The organism is Moorena bouillonii PNG (assembly GCF_001942495.1).
GTDB classification, from domain to species: domain Bacteria; phylum Cyanobacteriota; class Cyanobacteriia; order Cyanobacteriales; family Coleofasciculaceae; genus Moorena; species Moorena bouillonii.
In genome coordinates, this window is record NZ_MKZS01000001.1 from 6,742,906 (window position 1) to 6,767,028 (window position 24,123).

A 24,123-nucleotide genomic window follows, 5' to 3' on the forward strand; every position below is an offset into this window, starting at 1 on the left:
TCGGCGTTGCTGAATCAAAGAATGCTATAATGAAAATAAAAACATGACATGCGCGGGCATTCCATAGTTTTCTTTTTAGAATACCATTTTTTTATTCAGCAACGCCCTATTTACCACTAATATTGCACTCGGTTAAGGGCCACAATTACTAACCAAGATTGCTGCTCACAGGGTAAACCAGGTGGGCGGTAGTAATAATCAAAAATCTCAAATCCTGCTTGTTCAACACAGGGAGCCAAGCTTTTATATTCCCAACCTACAACATAGCGATAGCCGCTTGGACGAACACTATAACCCTCATGATCACCACGAATCATTGACATAACTATGGCACCATTGCTAACAAGCGATCGCTTTAAATCCTTAAGTACCCTCACCATCGCAGCACGAGGAATATGAATCAGGGATGCATTGGCAAAGATCCCATCAAAGCTCTTTGGTGGCAGCTTGAGGTTCAGAAACGATTGCTGCCAAACCTCGCATCCTGAAATCTGTTGCGCCATATTCACAAATGCTGGTGTAGCATCGAGACCAATCACTTGATGACCCTGGTCTTTAAAGGCAACCAAGTCTCTACCAGGACCACAACCTAAATCCAGAATCTTGCCTGGATTACGGGGCATAGCATCAACCAAAGCGTTGCGATTTTGAGACACATCGTGATTCCAGGTGCCTTCCCGGAAAGATTCTGCTGTTGCTTGATACTCAGCAATTGTTACTATTTCGTGTTCTTCCACAATAGTTCAAGCTTGATGATACTCAACCAAATTCTACTATCTAGCTAATTACTTAATTAGAGCTCTTGCAAAAGTATTATTCTGATAGTTTTTGTGTCAATTCTTCTCCACTGTTCTCTGTTCCCTGTTCCCTGTTCCCTGTTCCCGACTTCTGGAAGAAGTCTATTGAGTAAATCACCAATAACTCGATAATAAACTCAGCCGCAGTTATATAAATTCGTTGTGGGGGTTGCTCACCTCTAGGCACCTGAACCCACCAGCCTTGGCATCTGGGCGATCGCCACAAGTCCAAATGGGCTATTGGTGGTGAAGCATAGAAACTGTCTTCCCCTGCCCCCAATAGGGCTGAACTCCAGTGGGTAAAGTAATCGTGACTAATCCGGTGGATGGGAAAATTGCCATACAGAGGCACACCCCAGCCATCAATAGCGATCAATGCTTGGATGTTTCCTCCCAGTAGCTGCCAACCCCAAGCTGCTGCGATCGCACCCACTACCCCAGCACTGAAACCGATCAAGACTATGGGAGTCTTGACCAAACCAATGTGACGTTGCAAGAACTCTAAAATATGAATAGCTGAGTAAGCTGGGTAGTCCTGAGCTGGAAAAATTAAGACTTTCTCAGTCCAGGGACTTGATAGCTCCAAACTTGCTAAAAAATCCTGGGTCAGTTGGGGCTCATGGATACCAGGGCAAATAATTAAGTACGGGGACATGATTAAACGCTAAAGAGGCAAAGAAGGGAAATCAGCTGGATGTGTAAGACAGTTAAGATGAAGAAATGACTATCAGGACTTACGCGGTTAAGTTGATTTCGCCCCCCTAGCCCCCCAATTCTGGGGGGTAAAGATGTCAAAGTCCCCCAGAATTGGGGGATTTAGGGGGCAAATGGGTAAGTCCTGACTATTGAGAAATGACTAATGACTAATGACCAATTGTCCCAAATGCCATCAACCTATCAATAGCAAGGTGATTACCTGTCCCCATTGTGGAGCAATCCTTAAAGCCTATGGTCATCCGGGGATTACCTTACACCAAACCACAGGAGATACCCCCTTGTGTGAAACCTGTACCTATCATGCTGATGATACCTGTACCTTTCCCCAACGTCCCTATGCTAAGGAGTGTACCCTTTACGAGGATAGTTCTGAAAATACCTCAGAGCCTGAGCAGATTTATAATCCCCAGCGTGGCTTACTCGAATCCGTCAGGCTTTGGTGTCAAAGAAACCCAGCCTTACTAGGTCTATTGGTATTAATCGCTGCTAGCTTTTTGCTAGCCCTGATGGCAACTAGGTGAAGTCAACTAGTATTCCGTCAAAATTTAATCGACTAAACATGATAGTATTAGGCGCTACGAAATTGACAGATTACTAGTAGTGGCTGAGTCGGTTGGTATTGTCTGTGAGGTGTCTACTTGCAAATGTTCTTTAACCGTTATTTTTTGTTCTTCACAGACCTCTAAATCAAACCAGAATGTTGTCCCAACTCCCACTTCACTAACTAAGTTTACTCGGCTATGATGTCTTTCGATAATGTTTCTGACAATTGAAAGCCCCAATCCGGTCCCTTCCAGGGTATGAACTCGGTTTTCTACCCGGAAAAATCGGTCAAAAATCGCCTTTTGGTCTTCTGGAGCAATGCCAATTCCCGTATCAGAGATTTCAATTCGCACCCTGCCTTTTCCTTCTTGGGGATTGAGTTCTGGTTCTAATTGATAAGCACGAATTACCACTCGTCCACCAGGCTGAGTGAATTTCAAGGAGTTGCCCACTAAATTAGCCAAGACTTGGAGCAACAAATCGTAGTGACCCATAACTGGTGGTAAATCTGGTTCAATCTCCTGGGCCAGTTCAATAGTTTGGTCACGAGCGTTGAGCTGATAAGTGCGCAGGGTTTGCTCTATAGGTCGAACAATGTCAAAGGGTTCAAGTTGATAAATTCGACAAGATTCCAGCCGTGATAAATCTAGGACATCGTTAACTAGACGGGTTAGTCGGTCAGTTTCCCGATTAGCCGTGTCAAGAAACTCCTTCCGCTCAGCTTCGCTAAGTTCTTCGCCGTAGTCGTGGAGGGTTTCGATAAATGATTTAATGTTAAATAGAGGTGTTCTGAGTTCGTGGGAAACATTGCTGATGAAATTGCTTTTTGCTTGATTAAGTTCCACCTCACGGGTGATATCCTGAACAGTGATAGCAATTCCCTTAATATTTTCCCGGGATTGGTTGAGTACCTTACTTAAAAGAATGCGAACTGTGCGAGAGACCGGTTTGGTCAGAGTAATACGAAACTCTTCACCTTCGCGGGATTCCTGTTCTGTTTCTGTCTGTTTCTCCGCTGTAGCCATTTGATAAAGCGGTCGTGTTAGTTCCATTGTGACCACATCAGGAAGATGGTATAAGACATTTTTACCGATAATGTCTTCCTCCTCCCAACCAAAAATCCGCCGTGCTGTCGGGTTGACTAACATTACCTGAAAATTGGTATCAATCAGTACAGCACCATCAGCAATTGTGGAAACTAGAGTCTCTAACTTAGCTTTTTCTGCAGTAAGTTCTTCAATATTTTGCTCCTCATAGCGTTCTAAACGCTCTGCCATGTCATTGAAGCTAGACACCAATTCCTTCAGTTCGACTCCCAAAGGCATCTCAATCCGCTGCTTGAAATTACCAGCAGCAATATTTCTCACCCCTACTAGTAGTTCTTTAATGGGCTTAGTGATAGTCAAGGCGTTGCCCACTGCACCTAAAATCACCATCACCCAGATCGAGATAAACACAGCAATAGTCACATCTCTGGTTAAATTGGAGGAAACCACCACCGTAGGGTTAGGGTTAATGCCCACAGCTAAAACCCCTAAGTATTTGTTTTCGTCAATTAAGGGAACAAACACATCAGTGACTTGACCATCAGGAGTCAGGTGCTGCCGTGCCATGGGCTGATCAGAGTTTTTGGCGTAGCCCTCGGGTAGCTCAATCCGACGCTTAATAGTTAAAGAATTCTTTACTTCTGCTGCGGAGAAAGGAATACCAAAGATTATTTCCCCATCCTCGTCAGCATAGATAATGTAACGCACACTAGAGGTACTACTGTAGAAGCGGCTGGAAAAGCGAGCTAGTTCGTCGAAATTATGTGCCGCAACATGAGGTTCAACGTTGGCAGCCAGCAAGAGACCGAGATCACGACCAAAGCGAGTGTCGTTCATCCTAGCATCCTGCTGAATTGTATTCACCGCCCAGAAGGTCAAGCCACTCATGAGCAATGAGACAACCAGAGTTGCTGCTGCCATTAGCTTGGTCTGGAGGGTAAACTCCGACCACCAACGCCTGATAATGTCGATAAGGGTTTTTAGCAAAGCTAGCAAGGTCGGTTCAACTCTCTCAACAGGGAAGACAACAACACTCCTTCCAAAGGTAGATGCTTTGATTGTGGCAAAGCATCTACTTTTGGCTATCCTCCAATTATAAAGCCAGAAAACCTTAGCTCTTGATTGGAAAATAAAGATTATAGGTGTTAGGTGTTAGGTGTTAGGTGTTAGGTGTCGGGTTTTAGGACATCAAGCCTAATCCTAACCCAAGCAATATGATGCTTAATGCTTCACTATTAAAGTTTAAAACTTTATTAATAAAGCCTCATTTCACTTTTTTGATGCGTTAAAACATAATTATGATGCGTTAATACTCAATTATGTAACATAAAACTTAACACCATTAGCCTCAAGCCTGATGCCTAACACCCATCACCTCATGACTCTTCTTGCCCAGATAGGACAAAATCCCAAGACCTAAGCCCACACTGCTAGCAGTCACTAACCAAAAACCACTGGTAAATTCTGGAGATTGATCCAATGCCCAACCTCCTAAAGACGGTCCAATAAAGTAACCTACTGCCCAACACTGAGATTCAAGAGAAAAGTAAACTCCTCGCAAAGATTGTGGAGCTAAATCCCCCACCAAAGAAGAGGCAGAAGGGATATAAATCACCTTAGCCAAGGCTAAGAGTAACAAAGCACAAAGTGCTGGAATAACTGCCAGATTATCAACAATTCCTGTGAGCCACACTAACACAAATCCTCCAGACCACAGCAGTAAAGAAACCATCAAGATATTGGTGCGTTTAAACTGGTTTAGAAAGCGGGCAACAGGTAGTTGGAAAATGGCACTAAAGGCGACATGCCAGAAGAAAATAAGACTAATCGTTTCTGGAGCTAATCCGGTTTCTGTTCCTCCTCCTGGAACAAAATTGGCAAAATAAAGGGGCATAATGCTATTGAGTTCAGCATCATAGATAGTGAAGAGAGTATTCCCTAGTAACCAAATCATCAAAAAGCGATCGCTTAGTGCTTGTTTCCAGGATTGGGTAGGGGATTGAGGCACCTCTTGAACGTTATTTGTTTCTGCGATCGCTAAATAAATCACAACGAAGAAAATAACATAAAAAATACTTTTGAGCACAAATAAAGTACGGTAATTCCCAGAAGCAGCAATTAACTGCCCTGCCCCAATAACTCCCAATCCTAGTCCTAAGCTATCAGCTAAACGAGTAACTGAAAAGGCTTCATTACGCTGAACAGGAGTGGTTAGATCGGTGACCACTGCCTCAGTAGGAGGCCAATATAGACCAATCCCTAAACCCATCAGTAAGTTAGCAATAACCAGAGTTTGAAAATTATAGGTAAACGCTAAACAAAGGCTTGCTAGAGCAGAAACAGCTGCCGAGAGTAGCAAAGTTTTCTTGCGTCCCCAAAACTGGGAATCAGCCAAAGTCCCTGATATCAAGCGTCCTAATACTCCAGAAATTGAAGAACTCCCTAGAGCAATCCCAACTTGGGTGGCGGATAAACCAATCTGATTAACAAAAAAAATCGAGGCATAAACTAAAGTAAACCCTTGACCGATATGCAATAACAATCGACCGGTTGCTAGAATCCAAATCTCCTGCCTTAATGCTGGGAGTAAAGATAATAATTTATTGAGCAATTTCGGTAAGGTTAAAAGGTTGAGGGGTTGAGCCATTGAGCAGCATTTACAATTCTTTACATCTAAGTAAATAGTATAGGGTAATCGCAATAATCAATCAGGAAGCATTATGCTAACGACTATTGATCAAGACGTGCAATAGTGCTGATCATCAAGGCTTAATAGGGTCATAACTGCCAACCTTAAGATTCTATTGTGACAGTTGACGGGGTGGAATGTGGTATCTAGCAAGGTTCCGGCTCTTTAGTAGACAATAGTAACTACCTGTATCCTAAATCAGCCCCCCTTGCATTCCTATTTCACTAGGAATATTGCCTATGTCATCGCCACGGGAGGGTTCTATCACTATTGCCCTCAACACCAATACTTCTCAGTCTAAACTGTTGGAAGCTTTAGCCCTATGGCAAGAGTTAGGTTTACTCTCTGAGACTAGCATCGATATCATATTTAAAACTAAAGCTTCCCATCCCGCCCTTTTAGAGGGATTAGATGCTTGGTTACGTTTGGGTTTGCTCCAGGAAACCTTTGTAAAACGGTTGTGTCGAGAACATCTCACCTGTGCTTTACCAGAACCTAGTGTAACTCCAAAGGTTTCTGCTCTACCAGTCTCGAAACCAGCGCGTCAACTAGTCTCACCCTTAGCTAGTAATGACTTTGCACCGGAGACACCCAAAGCGAAGAAACCCAACTCGATTGCTCAAATGTGGCAATCCCTTCAAGCAGAATTCAGTGTCCGCTGGTTGCTGTTTCTGGGTATGTTTATGGTGGTGGTATCCTCTGGGGTACTGGCTGCTAGTCAATGGGACAATTTCCCAGCTGCTGGACAGTATGGAGTATTGCTTGCCTATACCTTGAGCTTTTGGGGGATTAGTGCTTGGACAACCAAACAAGGGAATTTACCGTTAACGGCTCAGACCTTGCGAGTTGTCACTCTGTTGCTCATCCCAGTCAATTTTTGGGCAATGGATGGCTTTGGCTTGTGGCGTCATCCCTTAAATTGGCTAGTGGTAGCGGTGGCGACAGTAGCACTAAGTGCGATAGTACTAAGTTCGATACTCTTAGGTCGCGGCTACGGGAACGGATTTTTACGATTACGACAACAACAATCATTTCCCTTACCCATTATTAATTATTTAGGTCTGAGTTACCTAAATTGGGGTTGGGGTATCCCTGGATTTCCCATAGGAGCAGTCTATTTGGGTATCGGTAGCATCATCGCTACCTTATATATAGAATCGAGATCGAGAAAGCAAAATTCAGCGTTTATTTTTGATGTTGCTGGCTTCCGCATCTTAGTTTATGGCATCGGCATCCTGCTATTTAGAGCCATTTTTGTCATAGGTGTCGATATTGAACAACTGGGGTTAGCTATTGGGATGTGTGGTTGGTTTCTCTACTGGCTATCCCAAAAGCCTCAGGCACCATCTCTCCCCGTCTCCCCGTCTCCCCGTCTCCCTATGATTTGGTTAGGGGGTAGCTTGCTGGTGCTGGGTTGGCTAGTTTGTGTAGCAGCTGAGTTTCCTTGGCAAGCCATGATTGTCAGTGGGCTCGGGGTGTGGTTATTTGTCAATCGTTTACTAAAATTTTGGCGACGTTCCGATTTAGCCGCCATATTAGCCATTGGTTTACAGATGGTTTGGCTTTCATGGCGATTGATTCCGCCATCAATACAAACCTGGCTACTGGAAACAGCAACTACGTTAACCCATTCCCAAGAAACTCCCTATGTATTGTTGAGTTTAGTACTGTTTCCCTATCTGGTTTTAATTGTTGGGTTAGCAGATTGGTTATATCAGCGCAAAAAACATGATCTGGCAGAATTTGCAGAAGTCATTGCTCTAGGAATAGGAGTTAATCTGACTACTCTGTGTTTTTCCAATCCCCTGTTACTCACGATTAATGGTATTAATTCTGCTATCACTTTAGGGATTGTGACTCAGCGACAGTGTAGCTTAGGGATTAAGCATCATCTGCGCTTAAGGGTCTACCTAACCCATAGTACTGCGATCGCAACCGTTATCAGTGCCATTAACTATCTCTTTCCCAACCTACATCTAGGCGGCTTTTCAGCAATTTTATTAGCCCTGATGCTAGCAGAATGGAGCTTGAGTTTAAAGATTCCCGCTACTTCTGACTATGTCAAGATCTGGCGAGAGAGTGCTTGGCACTTAGGTTTAAGTTTAGCTGGTCTGAGTTATCTATTATTGTGTGTTAACTATAGTGCCTACGACGTTAACCCAGATAGTTACCTGAGAGCATGGGGTCTGTTGTGGCTAATCACTCCATTATCTCTGACTGGAATAGCACGTGGTTATCGCAGTTGGCAACCCCCTCAAGACAAGTTTGTGATCCGGTTGAGTGTAGTTGCTGTCATCCTATCCCAATTCCTGATCCTAGGAATACCAGAAATGCGGTTAATCAGTTTAGCGTCCGCTACAGCACTGATGTTGGTTAATACCCGCTATTTAAAGCAATTAACATCAGCAGCAATTACCGTAGGATGCGGCATTAGCTTAGTAGGATTCCTGCTTTGGGATGGCATCCTTGGGTTTCCCCAACCGTCCGGACAAGATTGGTTTGTTGTTGGAGCGATCGCTATTTTAACCTTATGGTTATGGCGAAGCTGGTTACTTCGTATTAGCAAGATACAGGATAACCAATCACAATTCAAAACTTCAAATCAACAAGCCAACCTACCCGAAGGGAACGCCAAAGGCGAACAACAAACTAACCTTCAACCTTCAACCCTTCAACCTTCAACCCTTCAACCATCCAACCTTGGCCAAAAGGCCACGCTACGCGAACAACCATCTAACCTTGGCCAAAAGGCCACGCTACGCGAACAACCATCTAACCTTGGCCAAAAGGCCACGCTACGCGAACAACAAACTAACCTCCCAAAACTCTATGCACAAGCAATGGATGGGTGGGCGATCGCACTGTTTATTTTTCAGCTAATTCTGCTGACTTGTTATTCTCTGATAGTCTACATTGGTTTTGGGTCACCAACATGGTTTATGCTCATTGTAAATGCAGTGACCTTAGGAGCGATCGCGTATCGCAGTTTTCCTTATCCATCCAACTGGGCTATTTATGGGATTGGTTGGAGTGTGGAACTGTTAACTACAGAAACGCTGGGCTTAACAGAAGCGCTGGGCTTATTTGAGCATTCACTGATCAATTTAGCCGTTGCCAATACAGTATTAGGACTAATTGCTCAATTGTTAGGAGATTGGTGGCGACGCCGATCTAATCTCGACAAACTACCTAGTAGCTGGCATATTATTCCCCTGTTATACGGTAGCTTAGGAGCGCTCTTACGTTGGGGAACCTTTACCAATTGGACTGGTTTATTCTTTTTTGCCCTTGCAATAATTGCCATTGGGGTAGGGCGTCGCCGTGCAGAATTTAAACCTCTAATTTACCTTGCGCTATTTGGGATATCGGTTTCTGCCTATGAACTATTGTTCTATCAATTATCCCAATTAGGAGGAGGAGCAAAAGGGGATGGATTGATTATAATGGCAGTGCTTGGCACTAGTATTATGTACGCCTATCGAGTATTGTCTCCTTGGCTGAAAGCATATCTACATTTTACCCCCAAAGAACTAAAGGTTATTTCCCATTTCCATTGGGTATGGAGTAGTTGTTTGTTGATAGCAGCAACAACTGAGCCCATTGAATCCGCCATGATGCTGGGATTTAGTACTGGTGCGTTTTTAGTTATCTATGCTATTTCTCAAGGACGGAATCGCTCCAATCGCCTGCTTGGAGAAATCTGGGTTTATTTAGGTTTTGTTGAAGCATGGGGGATGCGGCTGTATTGGATAAATACCCCTGTGGCGCGTCTGTTATCGGGACCATTAGTGCCTTGGAAAGGTGCGATCGCATCCTTAGTCGCTTACTTTTTGTATTTCCTACCTTGGGAAAATTGGGGTTGGTCGAAACGTCCTTGGCAAATCGCTGCTTTCTTAATCCCTCTGATTGCCATTGCCGAAAATCCCTATAGCGGTAATTTAGCTAGTTTGCTGATTATCGCAGCTTTCTATATTATTCTCGCAATTTTTAATCAGCAAATTCGGTTTACCTTTATCAGTGTAATAGTAATTGACTGGATGTTGCTCCGTTGGTTTGGACAACTACACTTAACTGCTGCTCTTTGGTATGTTCTCCCCTTGAGTTTATCCTTACTCTATATTGCCCAAGTCGATCCCTATCTAAGCCAACCCCCCCAAAAACAAATACGTCACAATCTCCGGTTAATCGGGACTAGTATGATTTGTTTGGTTTCCTTTTGGACTGCTCAATGGCTTGGGTTATTAACTGGGGCAATTAGTGTAGTGCTCATTTTTGCTGGATTGGCGATGAAAGTAAGAGCATTTCTTTATGTTGGGACGGGAACATTTTTAATTAATGCGATCTACCAACTACTGATTTTTAGCGTTGATTATCCATTTTCTAAATGGGTGGTAGCGCTGTTTGTAGGAATTGGGTTTATTTGGATTGCCGCTACCTTTGAAACTCGCCGTGATCAGATTACAGCTTGGATGAATCAATTCCAAAGTTGGGAATAGGTTTAAGGTTTAAGGTTGAAGGTTGAAGGTTGAAGGTTTAAGGTTGCAGGTTGCAGGTTGCAGGTTGCAGGTTTAAGGTTGTAGGAACAATGCTGCATGAGGTTGACCAAAAAATCACTGATGGTGATGTTTCCGCGATGCTCTGTTTATGATGACTTTTTCGCCCTTAGTCCCAATCTAGGATTTCCAAATAGATCCTAAAAACCAATGCTGATTGATTGGAAACCAAAAAATTTCACCATCAAGATAATGATAAATAGAGAGACAGCAATGCTATCTCCCTATTTAAAACTATTATTTAAAACAATGCTTTTAAAAATAGTTAGGCATCATTTAAAGCAGCAATTCCAGGTAGAACCTTGCCTTCGAGTAACTCAAGGCTGGCACCACCACCGGTGGAAATGTGGCTCATTTGGTCAGCAACACCAACTTTTTCGACGGCAGCTACTGAGTCACCACCACCAATGATAGTAGATGCACCTGTCTTGGTCAGCTCAGCCATAGAGTTTGCGATCGCTTCTGTCCCCTTAGCGAATTTATCAAACTCAAACACTCCCATCGGACCATTCCAGATCACAGTTTTGCAATCTGCCAAAGCCTCCTGAAACACCTTGACAGAATCTGGACCAATATCCAAACCCATCCAGCCATCGGGAATAGCTTCAATACTGACAGTCTGGGAATTAGCATCAGGGGCAAAATTATCTGCGATGACCACATCGGTGGGCAACAGCAATTCCACACCACGCTCTTTGGCCTTAGCTTCTAAAGATTTCGCCAAATCGAGCTTATCGTCTTCCACCAGGGACTTACCCACACTCATACCACGGGCCTTGTAGAAGGTAAAAATCATTCCACCGCCAATTAGCAGTTTATCCACCTTCTCCAGTAGAGTGTCAATCACCCCAATCTTACTGGACACCTTAGAGCCGCCAATAATTGCAGCTAGAGGCTTTTCGGGATTTTCTACAGCGTTTTGTAAATACTGCAGTTCTTTCTCAATCAAGTACCCAGCTACAGAAGGACTCAGGTAATGGGTGACTCCCTCAGTAGAGGCATGAGCCCGGTGGGCTGTTCCAAAAGCATCATTGACATACAAATCAGCAAGGGATGCCAACTGTTTGGTGAATTCTGGGTCATTCTTTTCCTCCCCAGCGTGGAAGCGGAGATTTTCCAGTAAAGCCACTTGACCATTTTCCAAAGCACCAACTTGGGCAGCGACCTCGTCCCCAACACAGTCTTTACACATGGTCACCGGTTGACCCAGCAGTTCCGAAAGACGGTTAGCAACGGGGGTTAGACGTAAACTTTCCTTCACTTGTCCCTTGGGTCGTCCCAAGTGGCTACACAGGATTACCTTTGCCCCTTTCTTAAGTAAATCTTGAACAGTGGGTAAAGCAGCACGAATGCGAGTATCATCGGTGATGGTGCCATTGTCATCCAGGGGTACATTCAGGTCTGCTCTGACCAATACCGTTTTTCCGGCTAAATCTGATTCACTTAAATTGGCTACACTTTTCTTGGACACAGTATTAATCTCCTAATTGCTATTGCCTGCTAATCCCCGACTATCAGCCGTCTTGCCGGATGATTTGACGTCAGAGAGTTCGCTGTACATTAACTGGTAAGTCACCAGCTGAATGACCAGGACAAAAGGTATTCTTTTGTTAAGACCGTTCACATTTTACCGGAGTCCGGATCCTGGAGGAAATCTGTGATATGTTCAATACCGTTGTATTTCCGATTGACTCAAGTCGAGAAAGCCGTGAAGCTGCTGAGGTTGTTGGGAACATAGTGCAAAAGTACGGCAGCAATCTATATCTGCTGTCAGTGGTTGAAAAACCTGACCCTGGCCAGGGTACAGCTGCTGCTCCCGAGGCAATGACATCCCCTGAAGCAGTAACAGAACTGCTTAACGGTGCCAAAGCACTATTTGCTCAGGAAGGCATTGAAGCCAAAACCCTGGAGCGGGAAGGAAAGCCTGCCTTCGTGATCTGCGATGTGGCTGACGAAATTGGGGCAAATTTAATTGTCATGGGCTCTCGGGGGCTAGGCTTGACAGATGAAGGTATAGCTAATAGCGTGGCCGATCGAGTGATTAATTTGTCCCCTTGCCCAGTTTTGATTGTTCCCTAATTTGTGATTAGTCATTGGTCTAATAGAATTGCTGGCTTGTTAATTGTCAATGGTCAATTTTCAATTAACGAATGACCAATGACTAATGACCAATGACTAATGACTAATGGCTAATAACTCATGACAATCCAGTGGTATCCCGGACACATTGCTAAAGCCGAGCGAGAACTCAAGGAACAGTTGAAGCGAGTGGATGTGGTATTAGAGGTGCGGGATGCTCGGATTCCCCTATCTACCCATCATCCTCAAACCGACCAGTGGGTGGGTAATAAAACTCGGGTGTTAGTGATCAATCGGGTGGATATGATTGAGCCAAGGATGCGCCAACTTTGGGAATCGTGGTTTCAACAGCAGGGGGATATCCCTTATTTCACTAATGCTCAACAGGGTAAGGGTATCCGCGCTGTGGCTAAAGCCGCCCAGACAGCTGGGGAGGAAATCAATCAACGTAGGCGCTCACGGGGAATGCGACCTCGTCCTGTCCGAGCTGTGGTAATTGGATTTCCCAATGTCGGTAAATCGGCTTTAATTAATCGACTTTTGGGACGTCGTGTGGTAGAAAGTGCTCGTCGTCCTGGTGTGACACGCCAATTGCGTTGGATACGTATTTCTGACCAACTCGAACTACTTGATGCTCCTGGTGTTATTCCTGCCAAGTTAAACAATCAGCAGCAGGCGCTCAAGTTAGCTATCTGTGATGACATCGGTGAAGCATCTTACGACAATCAACGGGTAGCAACAGCACTGGTTGCATTCCTGAAAGATTTAGATAAGATGAAGGAGTACACTTTTTTATTAAAGTCTTCTTTACAAAAGAGGTACCAACTAGACCCAAACCCATTGACCGCTGAAGATTACTTACATGGTCTAGCCGACTATCGCTATCAGGGAAACATCGAACGTACAGCGCGGCAACTATTGGGTGATTTTCGCAAGGGTTTACTCGGAACAATTGCATTGGAAGTACCACCAGAAGTACTACCCTAAGTACCACCAATGTAAATCCTTAGCTAAACCGCTCTTATGCCCCACGTCTCAACCCGTAGGGTGAGCGTGGGATGAATGGCGGACAGCAACTTTCGATTCATATTGAATATTAATTGTCGGAAATAGTAGAATGGTAAGGGAGGTGATTTGCCATGAGAACAGCCTATCAGTACAGATTGCGCCCGACTCAGCAACAAGCAGCATTAATTGACAGATGGTTGTCAATGTTATGCGCTCAATACAATTACTTATTGGCTGATAGATTCAACTGGTATGAGCAAAATCGCTCACCTGTTAATGCCTGTCCTCTGATTTGTCACTTGCCTCAACTAAGAATCAACCCTAATTACTACTCTCAAAAGAAGACTCTGCCTCAACTTAAGCAAGATCGACCTTGGTATAAGGATATTCATTCTCAAGTTTTACAGGATGTAGTTAAGAGAGTTAAGCTAACCTTTGACAGATTCTTGAAGGGAGATAGTAGCGGCAAAAGAAGTGGCAAACCCAGGTTTAAGCCACTCAGTCGTTACAGAACTTTCACCTACCCTCAAATCAAACAATCCTGCTTGCAAGGTAATCGCATTGACTTACCAAAACTGGGTAAGATTAAGGTTGTGTTGCATCGTCAAATTCCTGACGGGTTCAAAATCAAGACGGTTTCTATCAGTAAAAAAGCTGACGGATTGTACGTTACACTTTCTCTTGAGGATAAGACCGTTCCTGAAATTAAAACAGATATCAATCCTCACTTAATCATTGGTATTGATGTTGGTCTAAAGGATTTTTTGACTACTTCGAGTGGTGAAACAGTTACAATACCTCAGCACTACCGTAAAGCTCAAAAAAGACTGCGGCTTATTCAGAAAAAAGTATCACGTCGAGAGAAGGGTGGTAATCGTAGACTCAAGGCTATTAAGTTGTTAGCTAAACAACATCAAAAAGTAGCTAACAAGCGTAAAGACTTCCACTTCAAAACAGCTAATCAATTGCTGTCAAAGTATGACGTTATTGCTCATGAGACTTTGAATGTCAAAGGTCTTGCTCGTACCAAATTGGCCTTATCTGTGTTGGATGCTGGGTGGTCAAGCTTTCTGTCGATACTGACAAACAAAGCCTTAAATGCTGGTTTGTTGGTTGTCCCAGTAAGTGCTCATAACACCTCACAAAATTGCTCCAGTTGTGGAGAGAAAGTACCGAAAAAGCTGCATATTCGCTGGCACGACTGCCCTCATTGTGGGTGCAGTCTTGACCGTGACCACAATGCAGCGATCAATATAAAAAATAGAGCGGTGGGGCATCCCGTTCTTAAAGCTCAGTTAATGTCCGACGGGATACCGGGAGTCGCTGAGAAGCCCACACTTACCCGATAGGGAAGTGTGGGAGTATGTCACCATCTACAGCATCTACACAAGTAAAATTGCAAGCCCGATTCTACTAGTGAGTACTAGCTAGTGAGCGTCCTACTAGGGAGTATTACTAGGGAGTCTTTCTAGATAGTCTTTCTAGGGGGCCTAAGTTCCCTATGGATATGTTTGTCTATAAAAGGAAAGAATTTAAGTCTTATTGAACCAATATTGTCAATATCTATTGAAAAAGAAATACCAGAACTTAAGCGAGGAAGCGAATTGAGGAGCTAAACCTAACTTGAGACAGATGACTTGAGCTAATTAGCGTAACCAACTTCAGTAATATTGCCGAGGGAAAAGTTTTTCAATCAGTCCTATAATCAGTATTGAGCACCGAAACAGCTGATGCAGGGCTTACGCAAGAACTCTACAGGTAGTGTTAACAGTTACCCTTTAACCCCTACAGGTAGTGTGTCGATGGCTGAATTGCGTAAGCTCTGTTTACCTGTATTAATAGATACTGCTATAAGCATCAAGATTTATTAACTAAAGTTTGTATTTGTTTAAAGTTGAAGGTTAAAAGTTGAAAGTTGAAGGTTTTTAGCCTTTGGCTTTGCCGTAGGGAAGGTTGTTCGCGTAGCGTGGCCAAAGGCCAAGGTTGTTCGCGTAGCGTGGCCAAAGGCCAAGGTTGTCTTGATTAGGCTTCTTGTCAATGTATTGTCTTGATGCAAAGCGCGAGTGGGGGAAACCCTCTCATTAAGGCGCTGCATTGCTTTCGTGATAATGTTTTTCTCAATTATTCTGTGCTGATCGGAAGTTCCCCGATCTGAATTTACCGACAACTGCGATAAAGTCTATTGTGCCATTTGTTCCAAAATTATCCTAAAATCAGCCAAGATACTGGGCAAATTGTCTCGATTCAGCACAGGCACATGAACAAAGATACAAGAAGTATTGAGGTGATGCTCTCCAAGATACTTCAACACTTCGTAATAGAGTCCTTCGCAGACAAATTTACCAGCATCATGGCTAATTTCACATTCACTCAATGCAGCTACTAGTTGTTCTAAGTTCACTGGGGTTTGAAGGCAGGCATCTTCACGAGTAGCACAGGATTCCACGGTTAATTTTTCCCGCTTAGTAGCCATGCCACAACAAATAATCCGATCGGGTTGTATTTGATCAATTTTGGCAATTACCTGAGCACTAGCTTGGGCAATATCGACGGGCAACTGTCTAAGAAAAGTCAGGGAAGCAGATAAATCATTGGTTTGAGCAATTTTCCCTAATAAATCATCAGAGGAGTTAGATACCTGATCCGGTAGCCAGGTTTGAAAGGATGTCAAGAGGATTTTTTTGTTCATTCAACAGAACCAATTAAAATAAAAATAGCTTGAATATTCCAATGTAAATGTAAGGGAAAGCAGGTTAATGCCAGTAATTGCGGTTGTAGACTACGACATGGGGAACCTGCACTCTGCCTGTAAAGGGTTACAGAAAGCTGGTGCAACTACCTTAGTGACAGATTTAGCAGCAGATATAGAACAGGCGGATGCGGTGGTACTACCAGGAGTGGGGGCGTTTGACCCAGCGATACAACATTTGCGATCGCGTAACCTGGATCAACCGATTAAACAAGCCATTGCCAGTGGTAAACCTTTTTTAGGTATTTGTCTAGGTTTACAAATTCTGTTTGAGGCAAGTGAAGAAGGCACCGAACCTGGATTAGGGATTGTGCCTGGGACAGTGCGCCGCTTTCGTCGAGAACCAAGTATTACGATTCCCCATATGGGTTGGAACCAGCTAGAGTTTACTCAACCAGATTGTCCCGTTTGGCAGCATTTATCGGGCAATCCCCGAGTCTATTTTGTCCATTCTTATTATGTTGACCCAGTTGACCCTGGGATTCGAGCCGCAACTACTACTCATGGGAGTCAAACCGTGACGGCTGCGATCGCTTACAATAATGTCGTAGCAGTACAGTTTCACCCGGAAAAGTCTTCTACTACAGGACTGCAAATTTTGTCTAATTTCGTGGCTCAGGTCAAGAGTTACTGCCATGATCGTACACTTGTCACCAAAGCCTGAAAATTATTATTCTTCTAAAACTCTTTTTCTACTACTACTGATTTAATCAGCACGCTCCCCACTGTCCTGTGTTTGGATGAGAATTTACGGCAATCGCCAACTTAAAACTTTGCCAGGACAAATTACCCGCCCGACGCCAGCACGGGTGCGGGAGGCAGTATTTAATATTTGGCAAGGCAGTGTAGAGAATTGCCGATGGCTGGATTTATGTGCTGGTAGTGGTTCAATGGGTGCTGAGGCTCTATGTCGGGGAGCTGCTGTGGTGGTAGGGATTGACAAATGGGCAAAAGCTTGCTCAATTATTCGTCAAAACTGGCAACAGATGGCTCAGGCGCAGCAAGAATTTCGGGTGTTGCAGGGGGATGTGGTCAGACGATTGAAAACCTTGGCTCCTCAGCAGTTTGACCACATTTATTTTGACCCCCCCTACGCTAGTGATTTGTACCAGCCAGTGTTAGATGCGATCGCTCAATACCAGCTCCTCGACAGCCATGGTGAGTTAGCTGTTGAGCATAGCTCTAACTACTGGCAACCACAACCAATCCCCAATTTAGAAATTTGTCGCCAGAAGGTCTATGGCAATACTGCCTTGACCTTCTATTGCCCATTAGTTTAAGTCAGGGGTAATGGTCAGCTCATGGGAAGGAAAAACTAACCCCCAAGTTGGTTACCCCGTTGGTATTGCATATAGGCAGCAAAAAATAACCCCAATAGAGTAACAGGTATTAAGCCAAGGACAATCCCAACAAGCAACGGTTCTACCACACTAAGTCTCCTAATTAAGTTTTTTTACCTGTTTCTCATATTACTAGGTCTGATCAACCTTAGGGTGCTGCTGGTCGTCAAACACTAATTTATCAAGCATCCTGAGTTCCATGGGTTGAGATTGCTCAGTCACACTTAGGAGGCTCTGACCTAATGACCTAAGCCCTGACTTGACTTGAGTACTTTTTCCTATATCCCAGCTTATATACTAAAATGTATACCTTAGATCTATTCCCTTAGTATCAGGTATATAGAGGGAGACACAGTGTAGCATATAATACAAATACAACACAAGATCTTGATTAATGACTCCATAAATTTTAAGCTATGTTTATAAACAAAAATAATACTTAGTCTAAGTATTTACTTATCATTGCTTAACACAACTTAATCAATGGTTCAGTTTTATCGAGATTACAAGCGCTTTATCGATAGTCAACTTGACAGGAGATCCTTTGGAAAACCAGCTTGTCCAACCTAGAGTTCTAGTGCGGCGAGTCACCTTGATAGTACTAGTGGCTTTGCTTGCTATAAGTCTTAGCCTGATCGGAATTCCCATGATGCAGGATTCGGATCCTTATGTACAAAAGGTTTTGTCCCTGAACGGTGATCCAGTCCGAGGTAATGCTATTTTTCAAATCAACTGTGCTGGGTGTCATGGAGCCAACGGGGATGGTAATGTAGGACCAAGTCTACTGAATATCTCTAAGAGAAAGTCTGACGTCAGCCTGATTCAGCAAGTGATCAGTGGTAGAACACCACCAATGCCTAAGTTTCAACCTCAAACTGGAGATATGGCAGACCTGTTGAGTTACCTGGAGCAATTGTAACCAAAGGTTGAAGGTTAAAGGTTGAAGGTTGAAGGTTGAAGGTTGAAGGTTGAAGGTTGAAGGTTGAAGGTTGAAGGTTGAAGGTTGATGAAGAGCGCTGAAGAAAAAATATGCCAGTTAAATGTTGATTAACTTATAATATTTCCGGCGTTGCTGATTGATTTGTGATTTAGCCTACGCTAATTTTGCTAGTTTAAGATTATACCTGAATTCAGGAACGCCAATCCCTTTTGCTATCAATTAAGTTTCACATCTCAAATGTAAATTATAGAAATTAAAATCACTGATTATAGCTATTCAACGGATAGCTAGTCAACGGGGTGCAACTTGTTTTCCTTCCTGAATTTGCTCAGTGGGATGCAAGATCACTATTTCTCCTTCTCGAAGTCCTTGTTGAATCACTGCTTCAAGATTACTGCGCTGACTAATTATAATCTGACGTTTCTTGGCTTGGTTGTTTTCCACCACAAATGTACACCAAGTCTGGAAGTTGGAGCGCTGGATACTCCTTTGATGATCTGAAAATTGGTTACTTCCCTGTTTTCCCCCTGTTCCAGACACGGACAAATCATCCCTATTTTGTGCAATCGGGTCCAAGGAGCTATTTTGTTGTGAGTCACATCGGAAAATGGCACTTAAGGGAACGACTAGCACATCTGAGCTTTCCCAAACTACAATCCGTGTTTCTACTCGGTAGCGATCACCTAAAGGAATTGGGGAATCTACAAAATTAGCGATCGCATTCACTCGCTGTTCTTCTACCCCAAGAGCTGAAATTTTAGTAAAACCTGAGGGTTCGACGTACTTCACCTGAGCGTTTAGGGTGCGCTCTCCCCCCCAATGTTCAATGAACATTTTTGCTCCTGGCTTGACTTTGACCGCATCAGTAGAAAGCAAATCAACGACAATCTCTAGGTCGGCAGGATTCCCTAGTTCCAACAGGGGGGTGCCGGCTTCTACATATCGAGCACTTTCCTCATTGACTCGTAGGACATAACCATCAATTGGGGAGTGAATTTCAGCACGGGCTGCTTGATCAGCTAGCTTAGCAAGTTCAGCTTGAACACTGGCAATGCGAGCATTGTAGACATCAAGTAAATAGTCAGGGTCTCGCTGTTCAGCTTGGAGAATGGCACGGGCTTCTTTGGCGGCTACTACTTCAGCGGCAACACTATCCACTTCCCGTTGCGCTGCTTCTAATTCCCTCTGGCGGGTAGTTTCTAGCAATTGAGCTGTTTCGAGCTCTTTACGAGAGATTGCGCCATCAATGTGTAACTGTTGGGAGCGTTGGCGATCGCGTTTTGCTTGCTCTAGTGCTGCTAATGCTTGCTGGACACGAGCTTGAGCTTCTTGCTGTTGGGCTGCTGCTGACCGGATGCGGGCTTGAGCCTGGAATAAAGCTTGTGGTTTTGGTCGCTTGGTTGCTACCCCATCACGCTCTGCTTGCCATTGCCTTAGCCGTGCTTGAGCTTCTCGGACATCTGAATCTAGAGGAAGGCGGTCAATTTGGGCAATTATTGCCCCTTGTTTAATTTTATCTCCTTCATCTAGTTTTATCCTCGCCAGCCGACCGGCAACAGGAGCTGAAACTACGAAGCGGGAGCGGATACGGGTCTTTCCCTCTCCATCCACTGTTACTTGCAAACTACTGCGTTTAACTTCGGCTAGATCAACCCGAATCGGTGCAGGACGAAATCCTAGGACAACTACTGTGATGATGCCAACTCCAACCATAAGGTAAGTTAGCCGTTGAGGAAGGTGCTTCATGAAGTGTCTCAAATCGCGGAATTGATTGTGCGATCGGCGAAGCCGCGCCAAAGGCGATCGCAACAGTATTTAATTACTACTATTTAATTATTACTATTTAATTACTACTATTTAATTACTACTGTAAGCATTAGCTGATAGCTGATAGCTGATAACTGATAGCTTACTAACTATCACCATGTTGATGCTTATTCCCTGGTTTTCAAAACAGCGATTAAGTCCAGACGATTCAGCTGTCTACGGATAATTAACCCAGAACAGAATGCTGCTACTATTACGATAACAAATGTAAAAGCATAGGTATATTTAGTAAGAATTAAGGGAAAACGGTAAAGTTCAGAATTATAGGCAAGAGACATTAAAGCAACTAAACCGTATCCGAGTCCAAAACCAATTGGAAGGGCGAGTAGGGTAAGAATAACTTGTTCACCTAGGAGAATCAAGGCAATTTCAGCACGAGTGAATCCCATAATCCTGAGACTGGCTAATTCTCGTCTTCTTTCTGATAGGGCAATCCGTGCTGAGTTGTAGACTACGCTAAAGGTAATAATGCAGGCAAAAATTACTAGTACTGCTGTGAAGACTTGCAGAGGTTTAGCAATAATCTCCTCAAAGCTTTCCAGGCTAGCTTCACGGGTGCTAATACCGGTAATAGCCGGTAGACGTTTGAGGCGATAGTAAAGCTGACTAGCAAGGTGAGGATCAACACAGAGGTAAGCACCAGAAATAGTTTGTCCTTCTCGCATCAGTCGGTTGAGGGCATGGATATCCATATATACTGAGACACCGAGGAGTTCATCCACCAAGCCGACTACAGGAACTTGACGCACGGGACGGCTTCCTTCCAGGACTTCCACGGTTAGGGTATCTCCAGGAGTAACACCTAGGATTTCGGCTAGTTTGGTAGTCATGACAACTCCGTCTGGGGGTAGATGCACGGTGTACCAATTCTTGTCTAGCAGACGGCGGAATTCTCCGGCTGGGTCGATTCCAGTTAAAGCACTGCGATAGGTATGATGGTCAAAGCGTAAACGTACTGGTACGATGCGGAAGGGTTCGGAACGAATAACTCCTGGTAAGTGAGTGATTTCGTAACGGGTACGTGCAGGACGGGGTTGATTAAAAATAATGGTGAGATCTTCCCGTTGCACTTGGCGGAATTGAAAATCCACCAGGTATGTCAATGCATCTGAGATGTACAACCCAGTCAGGAGAATTGCTACAGCAACAGCTATTCCCATAATGGATAGGAAGGCTTGGATGGGCTTGCGTTCCAAATTACGTAGGATAATGCGACCGGCAGGGGAGAAAAACTGCTGTAGACCTAGTCGTTCAATAATGGTAGGTTTGAATTCAGCTGGGGGTTCGGGACGCATGGCTTGGGCTGGAGGAAGGGAAATTGCCCGACGTACCGCCATTAGTCCACCAATGGCTGCTGCGGTAAAGCTGACTAAGATTGCGGTGGCGACTAAGTCTGAGCTGACGTCATAGCGTAGTAGGGGAAAGCGAAAAAATTCAGCATAAAATTGGGTTAGTCCATTACCAAGCCAAAGACCAACTATGGTGCCAAGGAAACCTCCTACAATGACAATGGCAAGGACAAATTTAAGATAATGGATACCGATGGTTACGTTACTGTAACCAAAGGCTTTGAGAACGGCAATTTGCTCCCGTTGGGTTCCGATCAGGCGAGAGAGGACAACATGCAGTAGGAAAGATGCGATCGCTAACAAAATCGAAGGCATAAAAGTAGCAGAGACTTCCAAACTGCTGAGTTCATCTGCTAGAATTTGATGGGATAATTGATCTTCCCTTCCATAAGCACCTAACCCACCGTAGCGTTCCAGTAATCGATCCAAACGGCTAATAATTTCCCTTTCTTGAGCCCCTGGACTTAAAGAAAGGCTGACATCGTTAAAGGCACCATCAAGGTCAAAGGCTTTACCCAAGGCTTCCCGACCTATCCAAACCACTCCGAATCGCCGATTATCTGGGAAGATTTCTCCAGCACCTCGCACTTCATAAACGTATTCTGGTGATAGCGCCTTTCCTACTATTCGCAATTTTTCCCAACGTCCATTAATGATGGCACCCATAGTATCACCCAAGTTGAGTTGATTGGCTTGGGCGAAGGCTTCACTGACGATTACTTCATCTCCTCGTCCTGGTTCAATATAGCGACCCTGACGAATAAATAAGTCATTGAGTATGGAAATACGACGCTCAGGAATTGAGATTAGTCTTCCTGTGGCTGGTTCTGTCAAACCAGGGATATCAAGGGTGACATCAACCACAATCCGAGTTTGGGTTTGGGCAATACCGGGAATAGCAGCAATTTGGGATTTGAGGCTTTCTGGGGCGCGTTTGAGGGAAGCGAAAACTTGGGCAAAATGGTAGCGGTTGTAATATGTGTCTTGGGTTAGTCGCAAAGAGCTATAGGCACTCCTGGCTAGGACGAAGCTAGCAATGCCACAGGCTACTACTAATGCGATCGCTATTACCTGACCTCGCAATTGCCATAGGTCACGTAAGAGTTTACGGTCTAGGGAATTCATGAAAGTCTAAGACCAACCGAAAATATCAGGAACAGGCAAGATGCCCATTCCACAGGTGCGAGCCCGTTGGTGCGAATTTAATTCTTAATAGGTCAAGCGCACCTAAAAACTCTTAAAATCATTCCATTATTAAGGAACGCTCCATTTTTTATAACTGCTGTTCTTCTTTATAAAACAAAGCTTCACACACTAAGGTCAAGGCGAACAGACAGCAAACGAACAAAGTTGTTAATAATATTGCCATCATAGCTGACACCTCCTTGGGAAGTCTCTTACTTTCTGACTCCTTCTAGTTCTTTTATAGCTCCGGTTTTCTATCGAGCTAGGTAATTTGATTTAATTCTTAACATACTCAATCGTTGACTTACCACTCTAAATCTTCAGGAGCAATCTTAGTCTGATTACCATGTACAGTAATAATCTCACCACTACGCATGGTAATCACCCGATCTGCCATAGCCGCAATTCCAGCATTGTGAGTAATTACAGCAGTAGTTGTTCCCAACTCCTGATTCACTCGCTCCAATACATTCAATACTAGCTTACCCGTCTGAAAGTCTAACGCTCCGGTTGGTTCATCACATAGGAGCACTTGAGGACGTTTGGCAATAGCACGAGCGATCGCAACCCGTTGTTGTTCACCCCCAGATAATTGAGCGGGAAAATGGTTAAGACGATGGTCTAGTCCCACTAGTCCCAAAGCTTCCCGAGGACGCATCGGACGAGGAGCAATTTCGGTCACCAGAGCAACATTTTCCTGAGCCGTCAAGCTGGGAATCAAATTGTAGAATTGGAACACAAAACCAACGCACTCCCGACGGAAGCGGGTAAGAGCACGATCATCAGCACTTGATAGATCACGATTATAGAATTTGACTTGTCCGAAGGAGGGAACATCAAGTCCTCCGAGAATATTCAGCAGAGTGGACTTGCCACTTCCAGACGGACCAAGCAATACTACAAATTCTCCTCCATATAAGTCAATAGTAACTGATTTTAGTGCCTGAACATTCACCTCCCCCATCTGATAGGTTTTAGTCACGTCACGCACTTGGAAAATAAGTTCATTGTTCATATAGCGGTTGGCGACTTTATTCAGTACATCTTGCTAGGTTTTTAGGGAACAGGGAACAGCGGATATGGGAACAGGGAACAGCGGATATGGGAACAGATTATTTAGCATTCAACCTACGTTATTTATTATTGCCAATTTTTAAAAACAATTATTTTTTTGTCCCATTTTCATAATTAAAATATCTGGTGCTATAAGTTATGATTAATTATTTCAATAGTAATTACTAGATATTAAGTAGTCGGACAAAAGTTTTGGGTGCTGTATAAAGTTTTGTAAATATAGACAA

The 24,123-nt window shown here is 44.0% G+C and carries 19 protein-coding genes; 8 read left to right on the forward strand and 11 right to left on the reverse strand.

The genetic code is table 11. The features are described from left to right. Positions 1-116 precede the first annotated feature (116 nt). Positions 117-737 (reverse strand): class I SAM-dependent methyltransferase, encoded by a 621-nt coding sequence (locus tag BJP37_RS27400; RefSeq protein WP_075903600.1) that lies wholly within the window; start codon positions 735-737, stop codon positions 117-119. Positions 738-813: 76 nt separating this feature from the next. Beyond that, the gene (locus BJP37_RS27405; protein ID WP_229415463.1) at positions 814-1,452 is read right to left on the reverse strand and encodes a hypothetical protein; all 639 of its coding nucleotides are present in this window, start codon (positions 1,450-1,452) and stop codon (positions 814-816) included. A gap of 211 nt (positions 1,453-1,663) precedes the next feature. Here BJP37_RS27405 and BJP37_RS27410 point away from each other — a divergent pair, with 211 nt between their 5' ends. Beyond that, positions 1,664-2,035, forward strand: coding sequence for a zinc ribbon domain-containing protein (locus BJP37_RS27410; protein WP_075903602.1), 372 nt, complete (start codon positions 1,664-1,666; stop codon positions 2,033-2,035). 54 nt (positions 2,036-2,089) lie between these two features. Here the strand turns inward: BJP37_RS27410 and nblS are convergent, their stop codons facing one another. Together nblS and BJP37_RS27420 are read right to left on the reverse strand one after the other, a co-directional pair. Next, positions 2,090-4,099: a two-component system sensor histidine kinase NblS gene (gene nblS, locus BJP37_RS27415; protein WP_075903604.1), complete on the reverse strand. Its 2,010-nt coding sequence runs from the start codon at positions 4,097-4,099 to the stop codon at positions 2,090-2,092. 352 nt (positions 4,100-4,451) lie between these two features. After that, positions 4,452-5,750: an MFS transporter gene (locus BJP37_RS27420; protein ID WP_075903606.1), complete on the reverse strand. Its 1,299-nt coding sequence runs from the start codon at positions 5,748-5,750 to the stop codon at positions 4,452-4,454. A gap of 281 nt (positions 5,751-6,031) precedes the next feature. On the opposite strand from BJP37_RS27420, the gene BJP37_RS27425 reads away from it, so the two are divergent. Next, entirely contained in the window at positions 6,032-10,288 is a 4,257-nt protein-coding gene (locus BJP37_RS27425; RefSeq protein WP_075903608.1) for a DUF2157 domain-containing protein, read from the forward strand. A gap of 322 nt (positions 10,289-10,610) precedes the next feature. Here BJP37_RS27425 and BJP37_RS27430 read toward each other — a convergent pair whose 3' ends face one another. Continuing rightward, positions 10,611-11,816 (reverse strand): phosphoglycerate kinase, encoded by a 1,206-nt coding sequence (locus tag BJP37_RS27430; protein WP_075903610.1) that lies wholly within the window; start codon positions 11,814-11,816, stop codon positions 10,611-10,613. Positions 11,817-12,007: 191 nt separating this feature from the next. Between BJP37_RS27430 and BJP37_RS27435 the strand changes: the two genes are divergently transcribed. The 3 genes from BJP37_RS27435 to BJP37_RS27445 all read left to right on the forward strand — a co-directional run bounded on the left by BJP37_RS27435 (position 12,008) and on the right by BJP37_RS27445 (position 14,781). Continuing rightward, positions 12,008-12,424, forward strand: coding sequence for a universal stress protein (locus BJP37_RS27435; protein WP_075903612.1), 417 nt, complete (start codon positions 12,008-12,010; stop codon positions 12,422-12,424). 120 nt (positions 12,425-12,544) lie between these two features. Beyond that, entirely contained in the window at positions 12,545-13,411 is an 867-nt protein-coding gene (gene ylqF / locus BJP37_RS27440; RefSeq protein WP_075903614.1) for a ribosome biogenesis GTPase YlqF, read from the forward strand. 152 nt (positions 13,412-13,563) lie between these two features. After that, positions 13,564-14,781: an RNA-guided endonuclease InsQ/TnpB family protein gene (locus tag BJP37_RS27445; protein WP_075903616.1), complete on the forward strand. Its 1,218-nt coding sequence runs from the start codon at positions 13,564-13,566 to the stop codon at positions 14,779-14,781. Positions 14,782-15,320: 539 nt separating this feature from the next. On the opposite strand, the gene BJP37_RS37565 is transcribed toward BJP37_RS27445, so the two are convergent. Both BJP37_RS37565 and BJP37_RS27450 read right to left on the reverse strand, forming a co-directional pair. Next, positions 15,321-15,527, reverse strand: coding sequence for a hypothetical protein (locus tag BJP37_RS37565; protein WP_143727827.1), 207 nt, complete (start codon positions 15,525-15,527; stop codon positions 15,321-15,323). Positions 15,528-15,611: 84 nt separating this feature from the next. Next, complete coding sequence (locus tag BJP37_RS27450) at positions 15,612-16,121, reverse strand: C15 family peptidase (protein ID WP_075903618.1); 510 nt, start codon at positions 16,119-16,121, stop codon at positions 15,612-15,614. Positions 16,122-16,188: 67 nt separating this feature from the next. Between BJP37_RS27450 and hisH the strand changes: the two genes are divergently transcribed. Then, complete coding sequence (gene hisH / locus BJP37_RS27455; protein ID WP_075903620.1) at positions 16,189-16,845, forward strand: imidazole glycerol phosphate synthase subunit HisH; 657 nt, start codon at positions 16,189-16,191, stop codon at positions 16,843-16,845. A gap of 76 nt (positions 16,846-16,921) precedes the next feature. Next, positions 16,922-17,461: a 16S rRNA (guanine(966)-N(2))-methyltransferase RsmD gene (rsmD, locus tag BJP37_RS27460; protein ID WP_075903622.1), complete on the forward strand. Its 540-nt coding sequence runs from the start codon at positions 16,922-16,924 to the stop codon at positions 17,459-17,461. A gap of 35 nt (positions 17,462-17,496) precedes the next feature. Here the strand turns inward: rsmD and petG are convergent, their stop codons facing one another. Further along, positions 17,497-17,610 (reverse strand): cytochrome b6-f complex subunit V, encoded by a 114-nt coding sequence (gene petG / locus BJP37_RS27465; protein WP_070395274.1) that lies wholly within the window; start codon positions 17,608-17,610, stop codon positions 17,497-17,499. A gap of 455 nt (positions 17,611-18,065) precedes the next feature. Between petG and BJP37_RS27470 the strand changes: the two genes are divergently transcribed. Further along, a complete protein-coding gene (locus BJP37_RS27470; protein WP_075903624.1) occupies positions 18,066-18,440 on the forward strand; it encodes a c-type cytochrome in 375 nt (124 codons plus the stop codon). Positions 18,441-18,752: 312 nt separating this feature from the next. Here BJP37_RS27470 and BJP37_RS27475 read toward each other — a convergent pair whose 3' ends face one another. The 3 genes from BJP37_RS27475 to BJP37_RS27485 form a co-directional block, all read right to left on the reverse strand. Then, positions 18,753-20,207, reverse strand: coding sequence for an efflux RND transporter periplasmic adaptor subunit (locus BJP37_RS27475; RefSeq protein ID WP_075903626.1), 1,455 nt, complete (start codon positions 20,205-20,207; stop codon positions 18,753-18,755). Between the two features lie 188 nt (positions 20,208-20,395). Then, positions 20,396-22,762 carry an ABC transporter permease gene (locus tag BJP37_RS27480; RefSeq protein WP_075903628.1) on the reverse strand — a complete coding sequence of 789 codons (2,367 nt, stop codon included), beginning with the start codon at positions 22,760-22,762 and terminating at the stop codon, positions 20,396-20,398. Between the two features lie 364 nt (positions 22,763-23,126). Continuing rightward, positions 23,127-23,837, reverse strand: a complete 711-nt coding sequence (locus BJP37_RS27485) for an ABC transporter ATP-binding protein (protein ID WP_075903630.1) — start codon at positions 23,835-23,837, stop codon at positions 23,127-23,129. Positions 23,838-24,123 lie beyond the last annotated feature (286 nt).

Excerpts from the sequence above, each read along its gene's own strand:
- BJP37_RS27485 (WP_075903630.1), bottom strand. The coding sequence starts at position 23,837 with ATGAACAATGAACTTATTTTCCAAGTGCGTGACGTGACTAAAACCTAT.
- BJP37_RS27410 (WP_075903602.1), top strand. The coding sequence starts at position 1,664 with ATGACCAATTGTCCCAAATGCCATCAACCTATCAATAGCAAGGTGATT.
- BJP37_RS27405 (WP_229415463.1), bottom strand. The coding sequence starts at position 1,452 with ATGTCCCCGTACTTAATTATTTGCCCTGGTATCCATGAGCCCCAACTG.
- BJP37_RS27425 (WP_075903608.1), top strand. The coding sequence starts at position 6,032 with ATGTCATCGCCACGGGAGGGTTCTATCACTATTGCCCTCAACACCAAT.
- BJP37_RS27450 (WP_075903618.1), bottom strand. The coding sequence starts at position 16,121 with ATGAACAAAAAAATCCTCTTGACATCCTTTCAAACCTGGCTACCGGAT.
- BJP37_RS27480 (WP_075903628.1), bottom strand. The coding sequence starts at position 22,762 with ATGAATTCCCTAGACCGTAAACTCTTACGTGACCTATGGCAATTGCGA.
- BJP37_RS37565 (WP_143727827.1), bottom strand. The coding sequence starts at position 15,527 with ATGCAGCGCCTTAATGAGAGGGTTTCCCCCACTCGCGCTTTGCATCAA.
- BJP37_RS27475 (WP_075903626.1), bottom strand. The coding sequence starts at position 20,207 with ATGAAGCACCTTCCTCAACGGCTAACTTACCTTATGGTTGGAGTTGGC.
- ylqF (WP_075903614.1), top strand. The coding sequence starts at position 12,545 with ATGACAATCCAGTGGTATCCCGGACACATTGCTAAAGCCGAGCGAGAA.
- hisH (WP_075903620.1), top strand. The coding sequence starts at position 16,189 with ATGCCAGTAATTGCGGTTGTAGACTACGACATGGGGAACCTGCACTCT.
- BJP37_RS27420 (WP_075903606.1), bottom strand. The coding sequence starts at position 5,750 with ATGGCTCAACCCCTCAACCTTTTAACCTTACCGAAATTGCTCAATAAA.
- BJP37_RS27445 (WP_075903616.1), top strand. The coding sequence starts at position 13,564 with ATGAGAACAGCCTATCAGTACAGATTGCGCCCGACTCAGCAACAAGCA.
- rsmD (WP_075903622.1), top strand. The coding sequence starts at position 16,922 with ATGAGAATTTACGGCAATCGCCAACTTAAAACTTTGCCAGGACAAATT.
- BJP37_RS27435 (WP_075903612.1), top strand. The coding sequence starts at position 12,008 with ATGTTCAATACCGTTGTATTTCCGATTGACTCAAGTCGAGAAAGCCGT.